Genomic DNA, 19,280 nt, shown 5'->3' on the forward strand with positions numbered 1-19,280 from the left:
AAATTTATAATAGTAGATTAAGTATGAAATCAGGTGAGGCCACATCCGTCGCTTGCGCCTTTGTAATTTCCATGAATTTTTATGACTAAAAAAACGAAGAAATTCAAACACTATTTATAAGTACGTCTTAACTAGGAGGTCATGAATGAAAGCCAACGCACTTACCTGGTTCATCATTGCTATTTCTATATTTACATACACCGTGGAGACTCCTCTTATTGTCCAGGCTGAACAGCTGCATCTCCCCGATATGAAAGCATCTTCAAAAGCTGAAGATTTAAGCATTACGTATGAGGAAGTAAAGGAAACCGAGCCGGAGTATAAAATAAATGTAAAGATTCCTTCTATTAAAGGGATGAAGGATGATGTTTTTCAGATGAAGTTTAATGTTGGAATCAAGGCAAAGGCTGAGAAAAAGATCGGGGAATTCAAAAAAGAAGCTGTACAATTTGCTAAGGAATTAGAGCAAAAAGGTCAGCCTTTGCGTCCTTTTCAATTACAAGTGGATCCAGCAGTTAAAAAGAAAGGAGAGCTTATCTCCATCTTAAACGAAGTTTTTGTGTATAAGGGGGGAGCTAACGGTATTCAAAAGGTTCAGACCCTTAATATATTAAACCAGAATCAGGCCAAAAAGCTTTCCTTTTCTGACATTTTTAAAGAGGGTGCGGACTATAAGAAGAAAGTCAATGAGCTTGTTAAGCAGGCTATTGAAAGAAGGAGGGAAGCAGGGGAGGCATTCTTTGAAGGTGAAGAAGGTTTTCAGACCGCAACAAAGGACCAGTCCTTTTATTTTGAAGACCGGAAGCTTGTACTTGTGTTTGATGAATATGAAATTGCGCCCGGAGTAATGGGAACGCCGGCATTTCCAATTTCCCTGGAGGATATTAAGGATTTATTAAAGCCGGAGATATACAATGCTGTTCTTCATAGCTGATTGATTTGTGGTCACCTGCATATACAAAGAGACTGAACCTGTATGTGGTTCAGCCTCTTTTTCATTCATTTCAATCATTAGGAAAGCGAACCGAAACTAAACTGGATCATGTCAGTCTGATTTCCTATTTAGCCTTCTTTACAGGTTTAGTTGGAACCTTCCTTTACGCTGGAACATCAGTGTTCCGAGACGCTGGCTGTCCATCTCCCTGAATGGGTTGGTATATCCCGGCATGGCCTGCGTTTGGGCAACAAGCATCATGTCCTCGTTATAAAGACCAATTTAAGGTAGACCATCGAAAAACAACAAGAAAAATGATACCGACAAAAAGCATGAGCATGACGCTAATAAATAGTTTAGCCTCCTGCAGCATTGAAAATCCCCCCTAATTAAATCCCGTTCTGAATTTATCTTACCGGTAAAAAAGTCGTGCAATAGTGACGGAACTCACGTATTAAATGTGAAAATAATCAATCTTTTTTACTATGAAGGGAGTGTAAAGGGGGCAGAGAGGAATGAAATGCTGCCTGCTTGAAATCTAAAGCTGATGAAGGACAAATCCGAGCGGGAATAACGGGTAATTTCATAGAGTGAGACGTTTCCTATAAAAATAGCAGGCCGAGAATAAAAAGCTCTCAACCTGCTAAAGTGCAATTTTTGGCTATCAAAATATCTGTGTACAAGGGAGTACTGTAATAAACTTACTTATAACTGATCGCCTGGTTTCCAAATTGGTTCCAGCCGGCAATAAACTTGTCTTTTGCTACTTTTCGATTTTTCATATTAGCTAAAGGATCATTGAAGTAAACATAATGATCATCATAGCCAGTGATTAAAACAGAGTGCATTTTATACGTAACCTTAACCTTTCCGGACGGTGTGTTCCACGTTTCCCAATAAGACTCTGGAACATAGGAGAACCAGCTGGTTGTGAGCACCCATACAGGCTTTCCTTTATCAATTTGATTTAATACACGGTCGAAGCTATTTCCAGTAAGGTCAACGATTCTCCCGGGTAAGTATTTTTCACCTAAATCCGCAATGGGGTCATGAAATACTCCAAGTCCGGGTTTATCAAAGGTATACATATTTCCAACAAATCCATTATTAGGATGACCGAAATGGACCTGCCCATTTTTTTTGCTGAAAGGTGTTGGATCCTTTCTGACCTCTTTAGCTAATGTCATTTTATCCACATTAACTCCCGCATGAGCTAACATCATCGATAGCGTTGTTACTTCACAGCCTCGTGGCAATTCAGGCATCTGAGAAACCAGAGGAGCAGATAACAGCTTTCTGTCTGATTGTTTTTCTCTGGCTTTCTGTTTGGCCTGCGGATCATAGTCTTCCACAATATTGGAGGAAATCCATCCCTTATTCTGATCCCCAAATTTAACATGGTACCAGGTTATATCTTCTACTTTCGCTTTTTCAAAGACATCCAGCTTTGTATAACGTTTTAGTGTAGTTATCTTAGAATAACTGGTATGTGGACCTTTTCGAATATTTGCAGCCTGAACGGCAATTTGCTTCGTGTCTTTATGTTCTGTGAGGTTAAAGGATAGCTGTTGGATTTGTTGCTGTTTTTCCTTTTTTGCTGCTTCCTTCTGCTGATTATTCTTGTTGTCCTTCTGTTTTGCAGCAGCAGATTCCACCTCTTTGCTTGATTCTTTCTCTTGACTCTTCATCCTGAGGAGATCCGTCTGTTTCGCTGCAGGGCTTTCACTCTTTGTCATTAGTTGCCCGGCGGTTAACGGATTTTCTGTCTGCTTCCCGGCTAACGTTCTCTCATCTGCCTGCTTTGCTGTATTGCAGCCTGTTAATAGAATAAATAAAAATATGAATACTATGACGAAAAAACGATTCATCATATACGCCTCCTATTTTTGTATATTTAATAGTGCAAAAGACTACAAAATTATTTTTTCACAATAAAATAAAGGATGGAAGTAGTTTACTAGAAGGCTATAATGAAGTCAACTAAATGTGTGTAAAAAACCCCTTAATTGAAAGGGGTTAGAACATAAGCATTTCTTTAGCTCGCCGACTCATTTTGTCGGGGGTCCATGCCGGTGTCCATACCAGATCCACCTCCACATTCTGAACCTCATCTGTACTGTACAGAACTGTCTCAACTCCTCCAACAATTGTGTCGTGAAGCGGACATCCTGGAGTAGTCAGAGTTAACCGGACATAGACTTCACTGTTTTCTTTTACTTGAACCATATAGACAAGACCTAAATCCATGATATTCATGTTCAGCTCAGGATCGATAACTTCATACAAAGCTTCTCCAACCTGTTCTTCTAAACTCACTTTGCTCATCTCCTATTCCTATTTCAAGGGCAGAACCTGCTTAATCCAGATAAACCAGAACCTGTTTGAATTAACCTTTAATATCATCAGTAGGAGATTTTCTATTTTGTTAGAATTCGTCCTATTGAAATACTGAACGCAAGGGCAAATAAAAACCAGATTCCCTGAAACACCTGTAAACCTGTCACACTGTTGAAAAAGGCAGCGATAACATTTCCAAATGTTGCCGCCACAATGCCGGAATAAATGATGACACTTGATTTTTCCCGGATTAAATCCTTTAACATGGGCACTTTTTCCTTACCAACACGATCAGCATATTTTAATGTCCACCATAGGACCGGAACAATTTTCTTGAGGTATCCCAGTGTGCTGAATAGTATCCAGGAAACCAGATACAGGTAAATGAGCAGCCCCCAGATTTTTGAATGGCCGGGTAAAAGGATACTTACTACGAATGTTAGAAAATGAATCGTTCAGCCAAAATATACAGAAATCATGGCAAAAAGGGTAAGAAAGGCCACTGGAACCAGCTGATACATAGCCCCCATAACGACCATAACGGGCAAACCCCAAAATGAGTAAATGAAAGGCCATCCACAGCGCGGGGGTTCGATAATAGCCTTCAGCAATCAAATCAGCATTTTGAAATAAAATCCATTGGGAGACGACTAATGCAATCATACTGCTTAATATAAAAGAAAAAGGAAGCTTTAAATTGACTTTTGTTTGCTGAAAACTCATTGTACATCACCTTTATTTATAGATCGTAATGATAAAGCCGCCATCCTCGTAAGGCTCACATTCATAGCGGATTCCCTGTTCGTCCAGTTCCTGAAACAGAAACATAGGTCTGCGATCGTTAATGATGGAAAGCTGTTCTCCTGGCTCTAATTCCTCGAACTCTAATTCCTCGAGCTTATCCAATGTACGTATCATTGGCTGTGGAGGCTGTAATCCCCTATTATCTAATGTGGTCATTTTTTTCACCTTCCCTTTTTCGGAATGTTACTTTCCAATGCTTTTTTTCAAGCTTTTCTTCTTCATGATCAAATCCCTTTCGATCCAATACTTTAAAAAGGGGGATAGGCTTAAATGGAGCATGTAAAATTAAACCCTGACCTTCCTCCAGATTTTTAATGGCATTCATGATTTTATGAAATGGCTCCTTATTTAAGCGGATATCCTCGCGAACGTCTACTTCAACAAAGGATTGCAATTCCTGTTCAAGCTGATCAATGTTTATAAATAAATTTCCTGTCGCTCCGGAATAGATAATTTTCTTTTTCTTTAATTGAGTCAGAGTCCGGCTAACCGATTTCCGGGTTCTGGATTAAAAATTGCTCAAAGGAGAAGATGGGAATAAAAATTAATATACCATCCTCAATCATTTCTGAATGGACAGGGTAGTTATCTTTACGGAAAAATCCTGCATGTGGAAAAATATCTCCTGGTTTTAAAACATTAACGATCTGTTCCTTTAATTCATCATTCTTATCATCCTTTCAACCCACTTTAAAACAGCCTCTAATATAGTGATACAACGAAATGAAATCGTATGAAGTGATAAAAATCATAGTTGATGCTTGCGTTATCTCACATCATGGCTGTAAAACATCGATTATGATGAATATGTAAAATAACAAGACGAGCTGAAAAGAGCTTAATGAAAATAAGGAGGGAATAAAAATGATTGAACAACAACACGAATTTGTAACAGAGATTATGGCTCCGGAAATTGAACCAAGAATTCGCCACTCTAAGATTTTTGAAGCCTTTGATGGATTACAATCCGGAGAGGTCATGAAATTAGTCAACGACCACGATCCACGTCCACTTCATTACCAATTCATGATTGAGCGTGAAGGAGAATTTACCTGGGAGTATCTGCAGGAAGGACCAGCTCTTTGGAAGGTCGCAATTGTTAAAAATAAACAAATAAATCAAACATACTTCATATGTCAGCATTCCTGAAATGGGATGCTGATTTTTTTGATTCAAGCGCACGATTTTAATTAGACTCAATTGTAAAAAATTAGCTAAATAAAATAAAAAAGGTTTATGTAAAATAAGCATGTGAATGAAGAAAAGCGTAGGCGACTGTTCAGGTACGTAAGCTAGATAAAAGAAAAGGAAGGATAGGACATGAGAAATTTCATGCTTAAGCTATGGCTGTATTTTGATCCCCTGTATTTCCGATTTACACGGTTAAAATATATTGGAATGCACCGGGGGAGTACGAGTAATATTTTCCGGGTTAGATTGACCCGATTTAAAGGCGGGCCCATTCGCCTATCTGATGGAACCGTTATAGAAAAAAATGATTTACTGCTCAAAATTCATCTGCATAATGTCCGTTTACTTCATGATTTAAAAAATGAGGCCAGCGAAGTGAAAAAGGCATTTATGGTCTATGAAAGAGTCAGGGATTCCATGCCGGGACTGGCAACCTATGTGCTTACACATAAACGTCATCAGGAAATTAAGGCTGTGATGGGAATTACATCACTCAATAAGGGGGCCGGTCGGCTTGGGTTTGAAATCAATCATATCAAAAGCCCGGCTTATAAGTGGATGAAAAAAATGACGTTTTATCCAATTCATATATTATCCCTGTCTGAACCTTCCTTAAATAATATGATCAATCAGCCTTCCCCCAATTATATTTTAATGTCCAAAAATCAATTATTGACGAATTATATACACAGACCGCTGGAGAAGGTGATAAGAAACAGAAAAAAAGCCGCCAGAAGCTCAATGTCCTGAGCTTAAGGCGACTTTTTTCATATGGTGTGGCTAACTGACGGCATTCGCTTTGGAAACCGCCGGAATGGAAATACGGTGAAAAGTTACTTCAGGGCGGCTGCCGATTCTGATGTTGACGCCTGTCTGTCCTAACCCCTCGCTGATGTAGAAGCTTTTTTCCTGATAGCTTTGCAGTCCTTTAATCATATTCATTTTAGGCAACTTGCCCATTTTAGCCAGATGATAGGCTTTAGGGTACAGAATCTGCCCACCATGAAAGTGACCGGATAACAGATAATCAAAGTCAAAGTCCTTCATATGAAGCACAGCGTTGGGATCGTGGGTCAGAACCAGATTATATCCGTCCGCCAGCCCATCATAAGACTTTTCAAACTGACTGCGTCCCGTACTAAAGTCATCAATCCCAATGATATTTACCTTTTCTCCGTTCACATGAATAGAGGCATTTTCATTTTGCATAGTGTAGCAATCATAATTCTCCAGCGTCTCTTTAAGTTTTTTAAAGTTTTCCTCATTTAGAACATAATCATGATTGCCAAAAATCGCATAGGTACCGTGTACTGGTTTAAGTTTTTGAAATACCTTCAAATAAGGAATAAGCTTCGGAATTGTTCGTTTTCGGTCTAAAAAGTCACCGGTTAAAGCTATGATGTCGATGGATTCATTTTTCAGTTTTTCATAGAGTTGTTCCGGGGATATGGAAATATGTTCCAGATGCATATCGGAAATGTGAAGTATATTAAGCTGCGTAGTGTTTGTTTGAGAGGATCCATCATGATTAAGGGTTATATGATTCATGGCGATGCTTTGGGTATTCTTATAGGCTTTATAGAAACCGATAATAATCGGAATGATAACCAGAAAAATAAGCAGTAGATTCATAGAAACACCTCCTTAATCATTATACTAGGAATTTGGCCTCAATGAAGTGGGAATTACAGGGGCAGGCTCCATAATATGGATGTTATTATCTTCTCCCGCAAACTTGAGGTTAACCGTTAATTGGTAACGACGAGACAGGGTTACTTCGGCAGGAAATGGTGTTAAAGCCTGAGGTTTGTAATTTTACTTAGGATAGTACAGGATCAGGAACACATACTAAAAAGGCGAAAGCAAGCAGTTTTCCATTGTATAAGTATCACTTAATCCTTATAACAGGAGCATGATGATCATGAAAAAGGTATTGTTTCTTCCGTTTTTACAAATTTCCTCGGGGCATCATCAGGTTGCCGATTCGCTAAGGGACGGGCTCAAGGAACTCGATCCTGCTATTGAATGCGATAAGGTCGATATTCTGCACTATGGTTATGGAAGGATCGAGCGGATGATCTCAGCCATTTATTTAAAATGGATTGATTCTTTTCCGCAAGTTTACAGCTGGATCTACCGCAAAATTGTCGTTGAAGGTCAGTATGAAGAGAAACGGTATCGGCATTACGAATGGTTGTTTATTCGGGTTATCGAGGACATATTAACTGAAAAACAGCCGGATCTGATCGTCTGCACCCATGCGCTGCCTTCTTATTTATTAAGCAGGTTAAAAGAGCGGAAGAAAATTTCAACTCCTGTTGTGAACGTGTATACCGATTATTTTATCCATCAGCTATGGGGAACAAGGAATATTGAATTTCACTTTGTTCCTTCCCTGAGAATGAAGGAATATCTGCTTAAGAAAGGGGTCACTGAAAATCGGATTTTTGTAACAGGCATCCCGGTTCATCGGAAGTTTTCACCTGTGAAGGACCAGCCTCATCAAGAGCGAACCAGGCTCAACCTTATGATTACAGGTGGAAATTTAGGTGTAGGCTTAATTGAAAACTTTGTGGCCAGGGTAAAGAATGAAAGCATTCAGTATCGGGTCCTTTGCGGCAAAAATCAGTCCTTATATCAACGGTTGAACGAGCTTCACCATTCTAATGTGACGCCTATTCCTTATATATCCTCCCGTGAAGAAATGGATTCCATGTATGAGACCTGTGATGGAATTATTACAAAACCGGGGGGCGTGACCATTAGTGAAAGTTTGTTAAAAAGAGTGCCCATATTTGTTTATCATACCCTTCCCGGGCAGGAAGAGTTAAACATGGAACAGCTACGGAATCTTGGTTTAGCTACCAGCTTTCAAACCTGGCAGTCTAATCAAAACTTTGAAAACATGCTGGTAAAGTTTTATGAGAATGACAACACGATCATTAGATACAATCAAAAGCTCAATCAATATCATGCAAGCCTCGAACCAGAATCCCCGGAGGAATTGCTTTATAAGTTGGGGACTGTCCCGCACTCCATTAACGCGTTAACGCGTTAATGAACGTGGGGACAGTCCCTGCATAAAATTCCAGTGCCTGACACATGATAAGATTCAAAGACGTGTCGTGGAGGTTTGGGGTATGAAGAAGAAGTTTCGAAGTTTAATGGGAAAGTCTAAATCAAAATCTGCGAAATCAAAGAAAGCTCAGCAGCAAACCTCCTCCAATCATCAACAGCCACTGACGGGTGCAGTCAATAACGATGTACAGTATATCCAAAACGGGATGGGAAACAGTTCCGATCTTGTCACTCGTTTATTTCAAATTGGAACCGATTATCCTGTTCAGGCAGCGGTAATTTATACAGATGGACTCGTGGATAAAAATTTTGTTCAGAACTTCATCATGGAAACCTTAATGGTGGATATCCGTGTGTCTGACCAGGGACAGAACCCTCTTGAAATGAAAGATATCTTAACCCAAATGAAGGATCGTTCCTTAGCCACGAGTGACATAAGAGAACTTACGGATTATCAAACGGTTTATGAGGAAATTTTATCAGGGAACACTGTCCTCTTATTAAACGGATTTATGATAGGGTTGGCGATTTCTTCCCCGGGCTATGAGAGCCGAAGCGTTGAAGAACCCTCATCACAGCCGGTAGTCCGCGGGCCCAAAGAGGGTTTTACCGAAGTATTATGGACAAACACGAGTCTTATACGGAGAAGAATTAAGGATCCGAATCTTTGGATTGAATCGAAAAAAATCGGAAAGAAATCAAACACTGATGTTGCCGTCTGCTATATAAATGGAGTCGCCAATGATGATATTGTTCAAGAGGTCCATCGCAGGCTGGATAAGATTAATATCGACGGAATTCTCGAAAGTGGTTACATAGAAGAACTGATTCAGGATGAAACGTTTACCCCTTTTCCAACCTTGTATAATACTGAGCGGCCGGATAGTATTTGTGCAGGTCTGCTGGAGGGGAGGATAGCTATTTTAGTAGATGGGACACCATTTGCATTATTGGCACCTACCGTATTTATTCATTATTTTCAGGCAACTGAAGATTATTATCAGCGATCGGATATCGGATCGTTAATGCGCCTGCTTCGATTTCTCTGTTTTTTTCTCGCTTTATTAACCCCATCTGCTTATATTGCATTAACCACGTTTCATCAGGAAATGATTCCTACCCCATTGCTGATCAGTCTGGCTGCCCAGAGAGAGGGGGTTCCCTTTCCGGCGTTTGTTGAAGCCTTCATGATGGAGGTTACTTTTGAAATTTTAAGAGAAGCAGGAACAAGAATGCCCAAAGCCGTTGGTTCTGCTATACAGGTCGTTGGAGCTCTAGTGATAGGTCAGGCCGCTGTTGAAGCAGGGATAGTATCCTCGGCAATGGTCATTGTTGTGGCCTTAACCGCAATCAGCAGTTTTGTCACACCTGCTTTCAATATGACGATTTCCATACGAATCATTCGTTTTGGCTTCATGATGGTAGCTGCAGTGTTTGGTCTCATTGGGATTATTTTAGGATTGATTATCTTAATTTTGCATTTATCCAGTTTACGCTCCTTTGGGATTCCATATCTTGCGCCTATGGGACCGTTCATTGCCAGTGATCAGAAGGATGTCCTTTTACGTCTGCCTTTTTGGAAAATGGGAGAAAGGCAGAAGCTGATTAACAAAAAGAATGTTGTCCGGGGTAATACTTCATCTCCAAGGCCTCCGAACAACAAGAATGATCAATAGGAGATTATGCTTATGATCAAAAAGCTTCAGGGAATTGGCTTATGTTTAATAGTAGCTCTGAGCATTTCGGGCTGCTGGAGTTCCAGAGAATTAACAGATATTGCTATTGTTACCGCACTCGGGATCGATAAGGAAGGGGAAGATATAAAAGTAACGGCTCAGGTGATTAATCCAAGTGAGAATGCCGGTCAAACGTTTACCACACGAACAGCTGTCACCACTTTTACATCCACTGGACAGACCTTATTTGAAACCATCCGGCGGTTAACGACATTGGCCCCAAGGAAGCTTTATTTGAGCCATATTCGAATGATTATTTTTGGTGAGGAATATGCAAAACAGGGGATTGGCGACAGCCTCGATTTTATCTCCCGTGATCACGAAATGAGAACGGATTTTAACTTTGCGATTGCTCGAAATTATGATGCAGAAGACATTATCAACATTTTAACCCCTATAGAAAAGATTCCGGCGAACAAAATCTTTTCCACTTTAAAGTCTTCACATAATTTCTGGGCCCCAACAAAGGTAGTCCAGCTTGATGAACTGATTGCTTCCATGACATCAAAGGGGAAAGAGGCGGTTCTGACTGAATTAGTCATATTAGGGGATGTGAACCTGGGTCAAAATCTTGAAAACGTACAGAATGTCCCTCCTTATGCCTCCATTAAGTCCAGTGGTCTTGGTGTCTTTCAAAATGATAAATTGGTGGGCTGGCTGGATGAGGATCAAAGCAGAGGGTTTAACATCATTACAAACAATATTCAAAATACTACCGGAGTCGTTCCTTGTGGAAAAAATGGGGAATTATCAGTTGAGGCATTTAAAAATTCTACAGAACTGAAAGGAACGATTAAGGGCAATAAACCGAAAATGAAAATCAAGTTTACGTCAGAAGCCAATATCGCTGATGTATCCTGCAGCATTGATTTTACGAATCAGAAGACAATAAAAAAATATGAAAAAAAAATGGAGAATGAAGCGAAAAATGTAATAAAAGCCAGTGTGAAAAGGGCACAGGAACTAGAAGCGGATATATTTGGCTTTGGAGAGGTGCTTAGCCGCTCGAACCCAAAGAAGTGGAAAAAGATTCAGAAAAATTGGGAGGAAACATTTGTTCAAGATTTAGAAGTGGATGTGAAAGTGGATGTGAAAATAAGAAGGACCGGAACGATAACCCAGCCGTTTATGAAAGACATTTCCGGGAAAAAACAGGGTGATCAGTAATGCTTAAGGTGATTTCGCTGCTTGTCGCTGCAGTTATTGTATTTAAGATTGATTATTCATCGGTAAAGACTGGTAAGAAACGGGAGCGCCGGGTTTACATGGCTTTTTTTGCCATTAGTTTAGGTCTGCTCATGCTTCATATATTGGATGTGCAGATTCCTTATGTGGTCCACGGAATAGGGGAAATTTACCACCCAATTTTTGAATCGTTTAATCAGAGACTTGATCAGCACCAGAGCTATAAAATGAATTAAAGGATACTTTGACGTGAGGAGGGATGGTTATGATTGAAAAAGGCAAAATTGACGCACGCCAGTTTACAGTATTAGTCGTCATGTATTCACTGGGGACATCAATTATTGCCATCCCGTCCACTATTTCAACATATGCACAGGAAAATGCCTGGATAACTATAATCCTAACTACTCTTATAGGCTTAATGATTGTTTTTTTACTGAATCAGGTGAACCGGATCAATAAAAATAAAAATCTTTTTGAACTGTTTGAATACGTTTTTGGAAAATGGATAGGAAAAAGCGTTACCGTCCTATTTCTTACCTTTGTCTATATCGTATCAGGAAAAAATTTAAGGCAGATCGGGGACTTCATCACAACACAGGTAATGGTGGAGACACCCATTCAGGTGATTATGCTCATTTTTGTATTAACCAGTCTATATGCTATTAAACTTGGAATTGAGGTTATAGGACGAACAAGTGAAATCTTTTTTCCATACGCATTCACCTCGCTGATGCTCCTGATTATTTTTGTGGCACCACAGGCAGATTTTAAAAACATACAGCCAGTATTGGTAAATAATATTGAGGGTGCTTTTTTAACGGTTTTTCCTACACTGGGCACACCCTATTTTGAATTAGTTGTTTTTTTGGCCTTATTACCGTACGTTAATCGGATCGGACCAGGGAGAAAAGCCTTTTACATAGGTGTTGGAATCGGCTCATTTCTGTTATTTGCCGTTACTTTAATGTCATTACTGGTGCTTGGGCCTGATTTTAGTGCGCGTAATGTCTATCCGACCTATATCCTCGGGAAAAAAATAAGTGGTATACAGTTTCTTGAGAGAATCGAAATATTAGTGGCTATTGCATGGTTTTTTACGATATTTTTTAAGATATCCATCAATTTTTATGTTTTGTCACTGGGTATGAGTCATTTGTTTCAGTTAAGGTCACCAAAAGTTTTATCTACTCCACTGGCGTTCCTGATTCTGATTGCGGGCGTGTACCTGGCTCCCAATATGATTGCCTATCAAAACTTTCTGGCCCATGATCTTGCGCCTCTTGCAGGTACATTTGGAATTGTGCTGCCGGTCCTGTTAATTATCGTAGCCCGACTCCGGAAAAAAAATAAAAAAAAGAAAAAGCGAAAAAAGAGGAAATAGCACTTTAACGCTTTAAAGGATGTGGGGACAGTCCCAAAAAAGGCCGCCTGTTTTCAGGCGGCCTTTTTTGGGATTTATTAATCGTAATTAACAACGGTAGCTCCGATAATAATTAATAGGATGAACAGTACTACAATAAGCGCGAAGCCTCCGCGGAAGCCGTGGCCAAATCCACCATGGTCATAATAGCAGTAGTCTGGTCCTGCAAATCCATGATGCATTCCGCCGACGCCAGGTCCTCCAAAACCTGGTCCGCCAAAGTCATGTGCTCCGGCAACATTCTGGTTATATCCGTACATGTGTGACATGAGAACTCCTCCTTTTTAAGAATGTATCAACCGCTCATTTATTTAAAAGAGACGATTAGTAACCGTATCCAAAGCCAGCACTACCTGCGCCGACGATAATTAGCAAAATAAACAGTACGACAATCAAAGCGAATCCACCTGTATATCCGTGTGACATGATTCATATCCCTCCAAATTTTTGGCTTATCATGGTTCATTCAACCATTACACTAATACCCTATGAATTAGGGAAAATGTCTGTATAGGCTAATGCATGAGAATGACGAAATTTATGAGTGAGTAATGACTGGAAAAGAATCAATCCTTTCCCAGTCATTACTTTTTCCATCCCTTACCAAGGATGATAGCCGAACCCGGGACGAGGACGCGGACGTGGACCGTATCCGAAGCCTGGACGTGGTCTGCCATACCCGTAGCCGAATCCAGGCCCATATCCGTAACCAAATCCTGGTCCTGGTCCTGGTCCGTACCCGTAACCTGGACCGAAAAAGTCGTCAAAAACTGCGCCTGCAGCTGCGCCAGTTAAAAATGGGACTGCAAATCCTCCCCAGATTCGTTCATCATTTTCATATACAGGTTCATGTGGCTGAGGTAAAAAAGGTGGTTGTTGATCGTACATAATTCCCCTCCTAAATATGATAAAGTCATGTCTCATTCAAATGCTGTACGTACTGAAATGGATCTATTGTTAAGCCTGTTAAGCTTTATACACAAGCAGCTCCTACGATGATAAGCAGAATAAATAAAACAACAATCAGCGCAAAACCGCCTGAATAACGATGTGACACAACAGATCCCTCCTTGTTAACTTTCTGAAATAGTCTGATTAACTATCTCTACAGTCAACGTATGTACCTGGTATTTTTGTGTATAGGACACATAACCAGGATAAGAGGATTTTTTAAAAACTTTTTAAGTAAGACTGAGTTAAAACACTTTGGTCGATGAAAAAATTTCCGCCATAACTTAATACAACGTTAAGTAAGATTCTAATGAGCTTTCCAGAGACGGATATCAAGTGAAACAATGAAAAAGGAGAGCAGGCGGAGAACCTTTTTTTATCACGCATTAACTGGCCGTAATAGCCTCACTTCAAGTCTTGAGGATACCCCAACAAAACTAAGTTGGGGATAAACGGCCAGTAAATTCATTATAAGTTCAACTAACCATCAGTATGGGATAAGAAAACCCCCACTGATGGAAGTTTCACTTTCTACAAAAATATAAGAGGCCACCTATTCAGGTGGCCTCGGTTCAAAACATATGATTATCTATCATTTATTAACCAACATAAGCTGCCCCAACAATAATGAGTAGGATAAACAGCACTACAATTAACGCAAATCCGTTGTTGTAACCGAATGACATAATGAAGCATCCCTCCGTTGGTTAGTTTGAAATAGCCTCATGAACTATTTCTACTCCCACCCTATGTAGCAGAAAGAAAAGTGTTCAGGGCAAACACCCAGATCCGAAAAAAATTAATACTTTATCGGTTTAAAGCATGTGGGGACAGTCCCGGCGCATATTCCCCACCCACTCGAGCAAACTAAAATAAGGAAATTCAGAACTCTTTTTGGGGACAGTCCCTCACCCCTTCACCGCGTTAACGCGGTAGCAAATGTGGGGACTGTCCCCACAAAAAGAAAGGATGAGCCACGTGAAGGTTGCGGAGTTATTTGTAAAATGCCTGGAGCAGGAGGGTGTGGAGTATGTGTTTGGTGTTCCAGGTGAGGAAAATATAGATTTAATGGATGCTTTCAATGACTCAAATATTGAGTTTATCGTAACCAGACATGAGACAAGTGCAGCTTTTATGGCAGGAGCTTATGGCAGGCTGACTGGTAAACCAGGTGTCTGTCTCGCAACCCTGGGCCCTGGTGCGACCAACCTTCTTACAGGTGTAGCCAATGCGAATATGGATCACTGCCCACTCGTTGCGATTACCGGACAGGCTGGACTGGATCGTCATCATAAAATATCTCATCAGCACTACGATTTAATATCCATGTACAAACCGGTAACAAAATGGAATGCACAGATTAAAAAAGGTGAAATCACTCCTGAAGTCGTTCGAAAGGCATTTCAGGTTGCTGGTCAGGAGAAATGGGGAGCGACCCATATTGATTTACCAGAGGATATAGCGGAAATGGAAATTGAAGCACATCCACTTGAACCGACCGAACGTCCACACACCACAGCTGGTACTCAGATGATTCAGGAAGCGGCTTCCCTGATTGAAAAAGCAGAACACCCTCTCATCCTTGCTGGAAACGGAATTACAAGACAACAGGCAAAGGAAGAATTAGGCAAACTAATAGAGAAAACCGAGATTCCTGTGGTACATTCGTTTATGGGAAAGGGGGCTCTTTCCTGGAAGGATGATCTAAGTCTTATGACAGCTGGAATTGGAGGACAGGATTATATTACTTGCGGGTTTACAGGAGCAGATTTAATCATTACGATTGGTTTTGATATTGCCGAATACCCGCCAAAAAATTGGAACCCCGAAAGGAAGACCCCTATTTTGCACATTGATACCGAAGAGGCGGAAACCGATAAACACTACCCTGTTGCTTTAAATGTGTTGGGTGATTTAAAACTCAATTTGGACAAACTTCAGCAGGCCTTATCCAAGACTGGCAGAAACAATGATTGGGTTATGAATGTTCGAAAACAGGCCTTAAACGAATTGGAAATGTACAAACAGGATTCAGGTTTTCCTGTAAAGCCGCAAAAAATTATTGCTGATTTACGCTCCGTTTTAAATGAACAGGACATCGCGATCTCAGATGTCGGGGCTCACAAAATGTGGATGGCAAGGATGTATCATACGTATGAAACGAACACCTGCTTAATTTCAAATGGCCTTGCCTCTATGGGTGTTGCTGTTCCGAGTGCGATTGCGGCCAAAATGGTGCACCCTGAAAGAAATGTCGTCGCTGTTTGTGGAGATGGTTCTTTTCAAATGACCGGAGCTGAAATGGAAACAGCCAAGCGACTGAATCTCCCCATTGTTGTGCTGATGTGGAGGGATGAAGGCTACGGTTTAATTGAATGGCATCAGAACAAAAAATTCGACCGGGCTTCCTATATCAAATTCGGTAACCCGGATTACGAGCTTTTGGCAAAATCATACGGCTTTGAATTTATGAAGATTGAAAAAGCAGAAGATTTACAGTCATCATTAGAAAAAGCCGTTTCTTTAAATCAACCTGTTTTCATTGATTGCCCAGTTGATTACCGCGAAAATATGAAGCTAACTGAAAAGCTGGGAAACATCATTTGTTAGCTTCCAATAGAGGAGGAAAAAACATTGATTGGTTCCATTATTAACGGCAAAGAGCTTACAAGTGAAAACACTATGCCTATTCACAACCCTTATTCAGGAGAAAAAATCGATGACATCGCACTCGCTACAGAGCAGGAGCTAAATGAGGCCATTGATGATTCCTATAAAGCCTTTCATGACACGATGAAAAAAATGCCTGCGCATGAACGTGCCGATATTTTGCGAAAAACGGCTGATTTACTGGAGGAGCGAACGGAGGAATTTGCCCAGACCGTCGTTAAGGAAGCCGGAAAACCGATTAGTGCCAGTCGCGGTGAAGTGCATCGTGCCATTCAAGTTCTGAGATTTGCTTACGAAAAAGCGAAAGACATTACTGGTGAAGTTATTCCTATGGATGCAGCAGTTGGCGGAAACGGAAGAATGGGCTTTGCCAAGCGGGATCCGCTTGGGGTAGTAGCGGCTATTACTCCCTTTAATTTTCCATTAAACTTATCCCTTCATAAATTGGCACCAGCGCTGGCAGCCGGAAATGCAGTGATTTTTAAACCGGCCGAAAAAACACCGATTTCCGCCTATAAATTAACGAAGCTCTTTCATGAGGCAGGACTTCCTGAAAGTGCATTAAATTTAGTCATGGGAACCGGCAAGGAAGTGGGCGATCCACTCGTAAAGCACGATAAAATCCATAAAATATCCTTTACAGGAAGTCTGCCGGTCGGACGCTCCATTAAAGAATCAGCCGGGTTTAAAAAGGTCACTCTTGAACTGGGTTCCAACTCCCCTAATATTATTTTTTCGGATGCAGACCTGGATCAGGCAGTGAAGAGCTTAGTAACCGGAGCCTTTGCTTTCTCGGGTCAGGTTTGTATTTCAGCTCAGCGAATTTACGTACAAAAAGAAGTGTATGATCAGTTCCTCAAAGAGTATGTAAGCCTGACAGAATCGTTGAAAGTAGGGGATCCTGCTGAAGAGGGAACGGATGTAGGTCCAATGATTAATGAAAAGGAGGCTGAACGTGCTAAGCAGTGGATTGATGATGCGGCTGAAAAAGGCGCTACCATTGCTGCCGGGGGTGAACGGAACGGAGCTATCCTTAAACCTACCATTATGACAGATGTGGATGAAAATATGAAAGTGATTGCTGAAGAGGTTTTCGCACCGATTGTATCCATTATTCCATTTGATACTGAAGAAGAGGCTGTGAGGTTTTCCAACAACTCCATTTACGGTCTGCAGGCAGGCGTGTTCACGAAAGACATTAACCGCGCCTTCCGTGTAGCTGAAAAACTGGAAATGGGCGGCGTATGGATCAACGAAATCTCCACCTATCGCCAGGATAATATTCCCTATGGCGGGGTTAAGAAGAGCGGGTTTGGCCGGGAAGGGGTTAAATACGCGATTGAAGATATGACAGAATTAAAATTTATCGGCGTAAAACTGGAGCAATAAAGAAAGGGCTGCCTTGTGCAGCCCTTTTAAATTGCGTGAGTTGGTTCAGTGCTGAATTTTTTACATCAGTGACAGTTTCAAAAATAACCCCGGCTGGCCAAACGGGGGATTAATGTCTAATATCGTATCATTCCACATCCATACGTTCCTTTACCCATCCACGTGCATGGAAAGCCTCAACCAGGTGTTTAATCGCAGTTGTATAAGCGGCATCACGCATGCGGGATTTTTTTTGTTTCTGAATTTCCAGGACTCTGTTAAATCCTTCAACCATCCGTTCTTCCAGCTGTTTATTAACCTCATCCTCTTTCCAGTAATAGTTCATCGCATTTTGTACCCATTCAAAGTAGGAGACCGTGACCCCGCCAGCATTACAAAGGATATCAGGTATGACAAAGATTTCTTTTTCCTCTAAAATTTTGTCACCTTCCGGGGTTGTGGGACCATTTGCAGCTTCAGCCAGAATTCGAGCCTGAATTTTCGGTGCTGTTTCTTTTGTAACCTGGTTTTCAATCGCAGCAGGAATGAGTACATCGACGGGAAGGGCAAACATTTCTTCATTGCTCATTGAATCGGCTTCTGTATAATTGGATGCGATATTTCCTTTATTAACAAACTCCAGTAATTTCGGAATATCCAGGCCGTTTTTATTATAAATTCCACCTTTGGCATCTGTAACTGCTACAATTTTCACTCCAAGCTGATGCAAAAATTTTGCCGTCATACTCCCCACATTTCCAAATCCCTGAATGGCTGCAGTTGCCTCTGTCAAATCTAAATTCAGATGGCGGGCAGCTTCACGGATAGTAAACACAACTCCACGTCCGGTAGCAGCGATACGCCCCTGAGAACCACCAATGATAAGAGGCTTCCCCGTTAAAATGCCCGGAATATTATACCCTCTTAATTTGTCAAATTCATCCATCATCCAGCCCATAACTTCCGGATTGGTGTTGACATCAGGTGCCGGAATATCCTTCTGGGGGCCAATAACGGGAGTGATGGAGCGGATATAAGAGCGACTGAGCTCTTCAAGTTCCCGCTCATTTAACTCATTAGGATCTACAATCACGCCACCTTTACCACCGCCAAACGGGATATCCAGAATTGCTGACTTCATCGACATCCAAATGGAAAGCGCCTTGACCTCATCCAAGGTTACAGATGGATGGAAACGAATCCCGCCTTTGGTTGGACCCAGGACATCATTGTGCTGAGAACGATATCCGGTAAAATTTTGGATTTCTCCATTATCCATACGGACAGGTACCGATACCTCCATTACACGCATCGGTTTTTTCAATATATGATAAACATTTTCATTCAACCCGAGATTTGAGACGGACTCTTTAATAAGATCTTTCACAATGTCATATGGATTTTTATGATGAGTGGTAATATCAGCTTCCGGCTTATGCTGTTCCTTCATGTTCATACCTCCAAACATTTTATCCCTATTAGTAAAGTCCCTCGTTCCTGCGTTTTTATGTATGGTTTGGGACTGTCCCCACACCCTTTAAAGCGTTAACGCGTTAATAAATGTGGGGACAGTCCCAAACATGAATAATTAAATTCCCTCCTG

Annotated in this window: 23 protein-coding genes and 1 pseudogene; 10 read left to right on the top strand and 14 right to left on the bottom strand. The window is 41.0% G+C overall.

Annotated features, from left to right (window positions below):
* Positions 1-145 precede the first annotated feature (145 nt).
* Complete coding sequence (locus ACZ5OK_RS05255; protein ID WP_343839894.1) at positions 146-934, top strand: DUF3298 and DUF4163 domain-containing protein; 789 nt, start codon at positions 146-148, stop codon at positions 932-934.
* Between the two features lie 701 nt (positions 935-1,635).
* On the opposite strand, the gene ACZ5OK_RS05260 is transcribed toward ACZ5OK_RS05255, so the two are convergent.
* The 7 genes and pseudogenes from ACZ5OK_RS05260 to ACZ5OK_RS05290 all read right to left on the bottom strand — a co-directional run.
* The gene (locus ACZ5OK_RS05260; RefSeq protein ID WP_464758546.1) at positions 1,636-2,805 is read right to left on the bottom strand and encodes a C39 family peptidase; all 1,170 of its coding nucleotides are present in this window, start codon (positions 2,803-2,805) and stop codon (positions 1,636-1,638) included.
* A gap of 145 nt (positions 2,806-2,950) precedes the next feature.
* A complete protein-coding gene (locus tag ACZ5OK_RS05265) occupies positions 2,951-3,259 on the bottom strand; it encodes a metal-sulfur cluster assembly factor (protein ID WP_343839896.1) in 309 nt (102 codons plus the stop codon).
* Between the two features lie 92 nt (positions 3,260-3,351).
* Complete coding sequence (locus ACZ5OK_RS05270) at positions 3,352-3,537, bottom strand: hypothetical protein (RefSeq protein WP_343839898.1); 186 nt, start codon at positions 3,535-3,537, stop codon at positions 3,352-3,354.
* A gap of 25 nt (positions 3,538-3,562) precedes the next feature.
* Positions 3,563-3,994 (bottom strand): hypothetical protein, encoded by a 432-nt coding sequence (locus ACZ5OK_RS05275; protein ID WP_343839899.1) that lies wholly within the window; start codon positions 3,992-3,994, stop codon positions 3,563-3,565.
* Between the two features lie 12 nt (positions 3,995-4,006).
* Positions 4,007-4,231 carry a DUF2249 domain-containing protein gene (locus ACZ5OK_RS05280; protein WP_343839900.1) on the bottom strand — a complete coding sequence of 75 codons (225 nt, stop codon included), beginning with the start codon at positions 4,229-4,231 and terminating at the stop codon, positions 4,007-4,009.
* Positions 4,215-4,469, bottom strand: a complete 255-nt coding sequence (locus tag ACZ5OK_RS05285) for a DUF2249 domain-containing protein (RefSeq protein ID WP_343839901.1) — start codon at positions 4,467-4,469, stop codon at positions 4,215-4,217. Before ACZ5OK_RS05285 ends, ACZ5OK_RS05280 begins: the two co-directional genes overlap by 17 nt.
* A 91-nt stretch (positions 4,470-4,560) precedes the next feature.
* Positions 4,561-4,725, bottom strand: a pseudogene (locus ACZ5OK_RS05290) (Crp/Fnr family transcriptional regulator); the annotation flags it as partial.
* Between the two features lie 250 nt (positions 4,726-4,975).
* Here ACZ5OK_RS05290 and ACZ5OK_RS05295 point away from each other — a divergent pair.
* Positions 4,976-5,224 (top strand): DUF2249 domain-containing protein, encoded by a 249-nt coding sequence (locus tag ACZ5OK_RS05295; protein ID WP_425542209.1) that lies wholly within the window; start codon positions 4,976-4,978, stop codon positions 5,222-5,224.
* Positions 5,225-5,407: 183 nt separating this feature from the next.
* Complete coding sequence (locus tag ACZ5OK_RS05300) at positions 5,408-6,016, top strand: YkoP family protein (RefSeq protein WP_464758769.1); 609 nt, start codon at positions 5,408-5,410, stop codon at positions 6,014-6,016.
* A 30-nt stretch (positions 6,017-6,046) separates the two neighbouring features.
* Here the strand turns inward: ACZ5OK_RS05300 and ACZ5OK_RS05305 are convergent, their stop codons facing one another.
* A complete protein-coding gene (locus ACZ5OK_RS05305) occupies positions 6,047-6,898 on the bottom strand; it encodes a metallophosphoesterase (protein WP_343839905.1) in 852 nt (283 codons plus the stop codon).
* Positions 6,899-7,187: 289 nt separating this feature from the next.
* Here ACZ5OK_RS05305 and ACZ5OK_RS05310 point away from each other — a divergent pair, with 289 nt between their 5' ends.
* From ACZ5OK_RS05310 to ACZ5OK_RS05330, 5 genes are all read left to right on the top strand, one after another.
* Positions 7,188-8,324 carry an MGDG synthase family glycosyltransferase gene (locus ACZ5OK_RS05310; RefSeq protein ID WP_343839907.1) on the top strand — a complete coding sequence of 379 codons (1,137 nt, stop codon included), beginning with the start codon at positions 7,188-7,190 and terminating at the stop codon, positions 8,322-8,324.
* 82 nt (positions 8,325-8,406) lie between these two features.
* Complete coding sequence (locus ACZ5OK_RS05315) at positions 8,407-10,020, top strand: spore germination protein (protein ID WP_343839909.1); 1,614 nt, start codon at positions 8,407-8,409, stop codon at positions 10,018-10,020.
* 12 nt (positions 10,021-10,032) lie between these two features.
* Positions 10,033-11,247, top strand: a complete 1,215-nt coding sequence (locus tag ACZ5OK_RS05320) for a Ger(x)C family spore germination protein (RefSeq protein ID WP_343839911.1) — start codon at positions 10,033-10,035, stop codon at positions 11,245-11,247.
* Positions 11,247-11,501 (top strand): hypothetical protein, encoded by a 255-nt coding sequence (locus tag ACZ5OK_RS05325; RefSeq protein ID WP_343839913.1) that lies wholly within the window; start codon positions 11,247-11,249, stop codon positions 11,499-11,501. The genes ACZ5OK_RS05320 and ACZ5OK_RS05325 overlap by 1 nt, the downstream gene beginning before the upstream one ends.
* Before the next feature lie 29 nt (positions 11,502-11,530).
* Entirely contained in the window at positions 11,531-12,649 is a 1,119-nt protein-coding gene (locus ACZ5OK_RS05330; protein ID WP_343839915.1) for a GerAB/ArcD/ProY family transporter, read from the top strand.
* A gap of 77 nt (positions 12,650-12,726) precedes the next feature.
* On the opposite strand, the gene ACZ5OK_RS05335 is transcribed toward ACZ5OK_RS05330, so the two are convergent.
* The 5 genes from ACZ5OK_RS05335 to ACZ5OK_RS05355 all read right to left on the bottom strand — a co-directional run bounded on the left by ACZ5OK_RS05335 (position 12,727) and on the right by ACZ5OK_RS05355 (position 14,325).
* Positions 12,727-12,948 (bottom strand): YjcZ family sporulation protein, encoded by a 222-nt coding sequence (locus ACZ5OK_RS05335; protein WP_425542210.1) that lies wholly within the window; start codon positions 12,946-12,948, stop codon positions 12,727-12,729.
* Positions 12,949-13,012: 64 nt separating this feature from the next.
* Positions 13,013-13,114 (bottom strand): YjcZ family sporulation protein, encoded by a 102-nt coding sequence (locus tag ACZ5OK_RS05340; RefSeq protein ID WP_343839918.1) that lies wholly within the window; start codon positions 13,112-13,114, stop codon positions 13,013-13,015.
* Positions 13,115-13,288: 174 nt separating this feature from the next.
* Complete coding sequence (locus ACZ5OK_RS05345) at positions 13,289-13,576, bottom strand: hypothetical protein (RefSeq protein WP_343839920.1); 288 nt, start codon at positions 13,574-13,576, stop codon at positions 13,289-13,291.
* A gap of 85 nt (positions 13,577-13,661) precedes the next feature.
* Positions 13,662-13,745 (bottom strand): YjcZ family sporulation protein, encoded by an 84-nt coding sequence (locus ACZ5OK_RS05350; RefSeq protein WP_343840313.1) that lies wholly within the window; start codon positions 13,743-13,745, stop codon positions 13,662-13,664.
* 493 nt (positions 13,746-14,238) lie between these two features.
* The gene (locus tag ACZ5OK_RS05355) at positions 14,239-14,325 is read right to left on the bottom strand and encodes a YjcZ family sporulation protein (RefSeq protein WP_143060138.1); all 87 of its coding nucleotides are present in this window, start codon (positions 14,323-14,325) and stop codon (positions 14,239-14,241) included.
* Positions 14,326-14,608: 283 nt separating this feature from the next.
* Here ACZ5OK_RS05355 and ACZ5OK_RS05360 point away from each other — a divergent pair, with 283 nt between their 5' ends.
* Positions 14,609-16,249, top strand: a complete 1,641-nt coding sequence (locus ACZ5OK_RS05360) for an acetolactate synthase large subunit (protein WP_343839922.1) — start codon at positions 14,609-14,611, stop codon at positions 16,247-16,249.
* Positions 16,250-16,273: 24 nt separating this feature from the next.
* Positions 16,274-17,698, top strand: coding sequence for an aldehyde dehydrogenase family protein (locus tag ACZ5OK_RS05365; protein ID WP_343839926.1), 1,425 nt, complete (start codon positions 16,274-16,276; stop codon positions 17,696-17,698).
* A gap of 127 nt (positions 17,699-17,825) precedes the next feature.
* On the opposite strand, the gene ACZ5OK_RS05370 is transcribed toward ACZ5OK_RS05365, so the two are convergent.
* On the bottom strand, positions 17,826-19,127 hold the full coding sequence (locus ACZ5OK_RS05370; protein WP_343839928.1) for a Glu/Leu/Phe/Val family dehydrogenase: 1,302 nt from the start codon (positions 19,125-19,127) through the stop codon (positions 17,826-17,828).
* Between the last annotated feature and the right edge of the window lie 153 nt (positions 19,128-19,280).

This window comes from Salinibacillus aidingensis (assembly GCF_055393355.1).

What these genes read in the sequence shown, in the direction of transcription:
- ACZ5OK_RS05275 (WP_343839899.1), bottom strand. Translation starts at nt 3,994, where the DNA reads ATGAGTTTTCAGCAAACAAAAGTCAATTTAAAGCTTCCTTTTTCTTTT.
- ACZ5OK_RS05340 (WP_343839918.1), bottom strand. Translation starts at nt 13,114, where the DNA reads ATGTCACACGGATATACAGGTGGATTCGCTTTGATTGTCGTACTGTTT.
- ACZ5OK_RS05265 (WP_343839896.1), bottom strand. Translation starts at nt 3,259, where the DNA reads ATGAGCAAAGTGAGTTTAGAAGAACAGGTTGGAGAAGCTTTGTATGAA.
- ACZ5OK_RS05305 (WP_343839905.1), bottom strand. Translation starts at nt 6,898, where the DNA reads ATGAATCTACTGCTTATTTTTCTGGTTATCATTCCGATTATTATCGGT.
- ACZ5OK_RS05325 (WP_343839913.1), top strand. Translation starts at nt 11,247, where the DNA reads ATGCTTAAGGTGATTTCGCTGCTTGTCGCTGCAGTTATTGTATTTAAG.
- ACZ5OK_RS05330 (WP_343839915.1), top strand. Translation starts at nt 11,531, where the DNA reads ATGATTGAAAAAGGCAAAATTGACGCACGCCAGTTTACAGTATTAGTC.
- ACZ5OK_RS05310 (WP_343839907.1), top strand. Translation starts at nt 7,188, where the DNA reads ATGAAAAAGGTATTGTTTCTTCCGTTTTTACAAATTTCCTCGGGGCAT.
- ACZ5OK_RS05270 (WP_343839898.1), bottom strand. Translation starts at nt 3,537, where the DNA reads ATGTTAAAGGATTTAATCCGGGAAAAATCAAGTGTCATCATTTATTCC.
- ACZ5OK_RS05255 (WP_343839894.1), top strand. Translation starts at nt 146, where the DNA reads ATGAAAGCCAACGCACTTACCTGGTTCATCATTGCTATTTCTATATTT.
- ACZ5OK_RS05295 (WP_425542209.1), top strand. Translation starts at nt 4,976, where the DNA reads ATGGCTCCGGAAATTGAACCAAGAATTCGCCACTCTAAGATTTTTGAA.
- ACZ5OK_RS05335 (WP_425542210.1), bottom strand. Translation starts at nt 12,948, where the DNA reads ATGTACGGATATAACCAGAATGTTGCCGGAGCACATGACTTTGGCGGA.
- ACZ5OK_RS05280 (WP_343839900.1), bottom strand. Translation starts at nt 4,231, where the DNA reads ATGACCACATTAGATAATAGGGGATTACAGCCTCCACAGCCAATGATA.
- ACZ5OK_RS05360 (WP_343839922.1), top strand. Translation starts at nt 14,609, where the DNA reads ATGAGCCACGTGAAGGTTGCGGAGTTATTTGTAAAATGCCTGGAGCAG.
- ACZ5OK_RS05370 (WP_343839928.1), bottom strand. Translation starts at nt 19,127, where the DNA reads ATGAAGGAACAGCATAAGCCGGAAGCTGATATTACCACTCATCATAAA.
- ACZ5OK_RS05260 (WP_464758546.1), bottom strand. Translation starts at nt 2,805, where the DNA reads ATGATGAATCGTTTTTTCGTCATAGTATTCATATTTTTATTTATTCTA.
- ACZ5OK_RS05300 (WP_464758769.1), top strand. Translation starts at nt 5,408, where the DNA reads ATGCTTAAGCTATGGCTGTATTTTGATCCCCTGTATTTCCGATTTACA.
- ACZ5OK_RS05315 (WP_343839909.1), top strand. Translation starts at nt 8,407, where the DNA reads ATGAAGAAGAAGTTTCGAAGTTTAATGGGAAAGTCTAAATCAAAATCT.
- ACZ5OK_RS05345 (WP_343839920.1), bottom strand. Translation starts at nt 13,576, where the DNA reads ATGTACGATCAACAACCACCTTTTTTACCTCAGCCACATGAACCTGTA.
- ACZ5OK_RS05320 (WP_343839911.1), top strand. Translation starts at nt 10,033, where the DNA reads ATGATCAAAAAGCTTCAGGGAATTGGCTTATGTTTAATAGTAGCTCTG.
- ACZ5OK_RS05355 (WP_143060138.1), bottom strand. Translation starts at nt 14,325, where the DNA reads ATGTCATTCGGTTACAACAACGGATTTGCGTTAATTGTAGTGCTGTTT.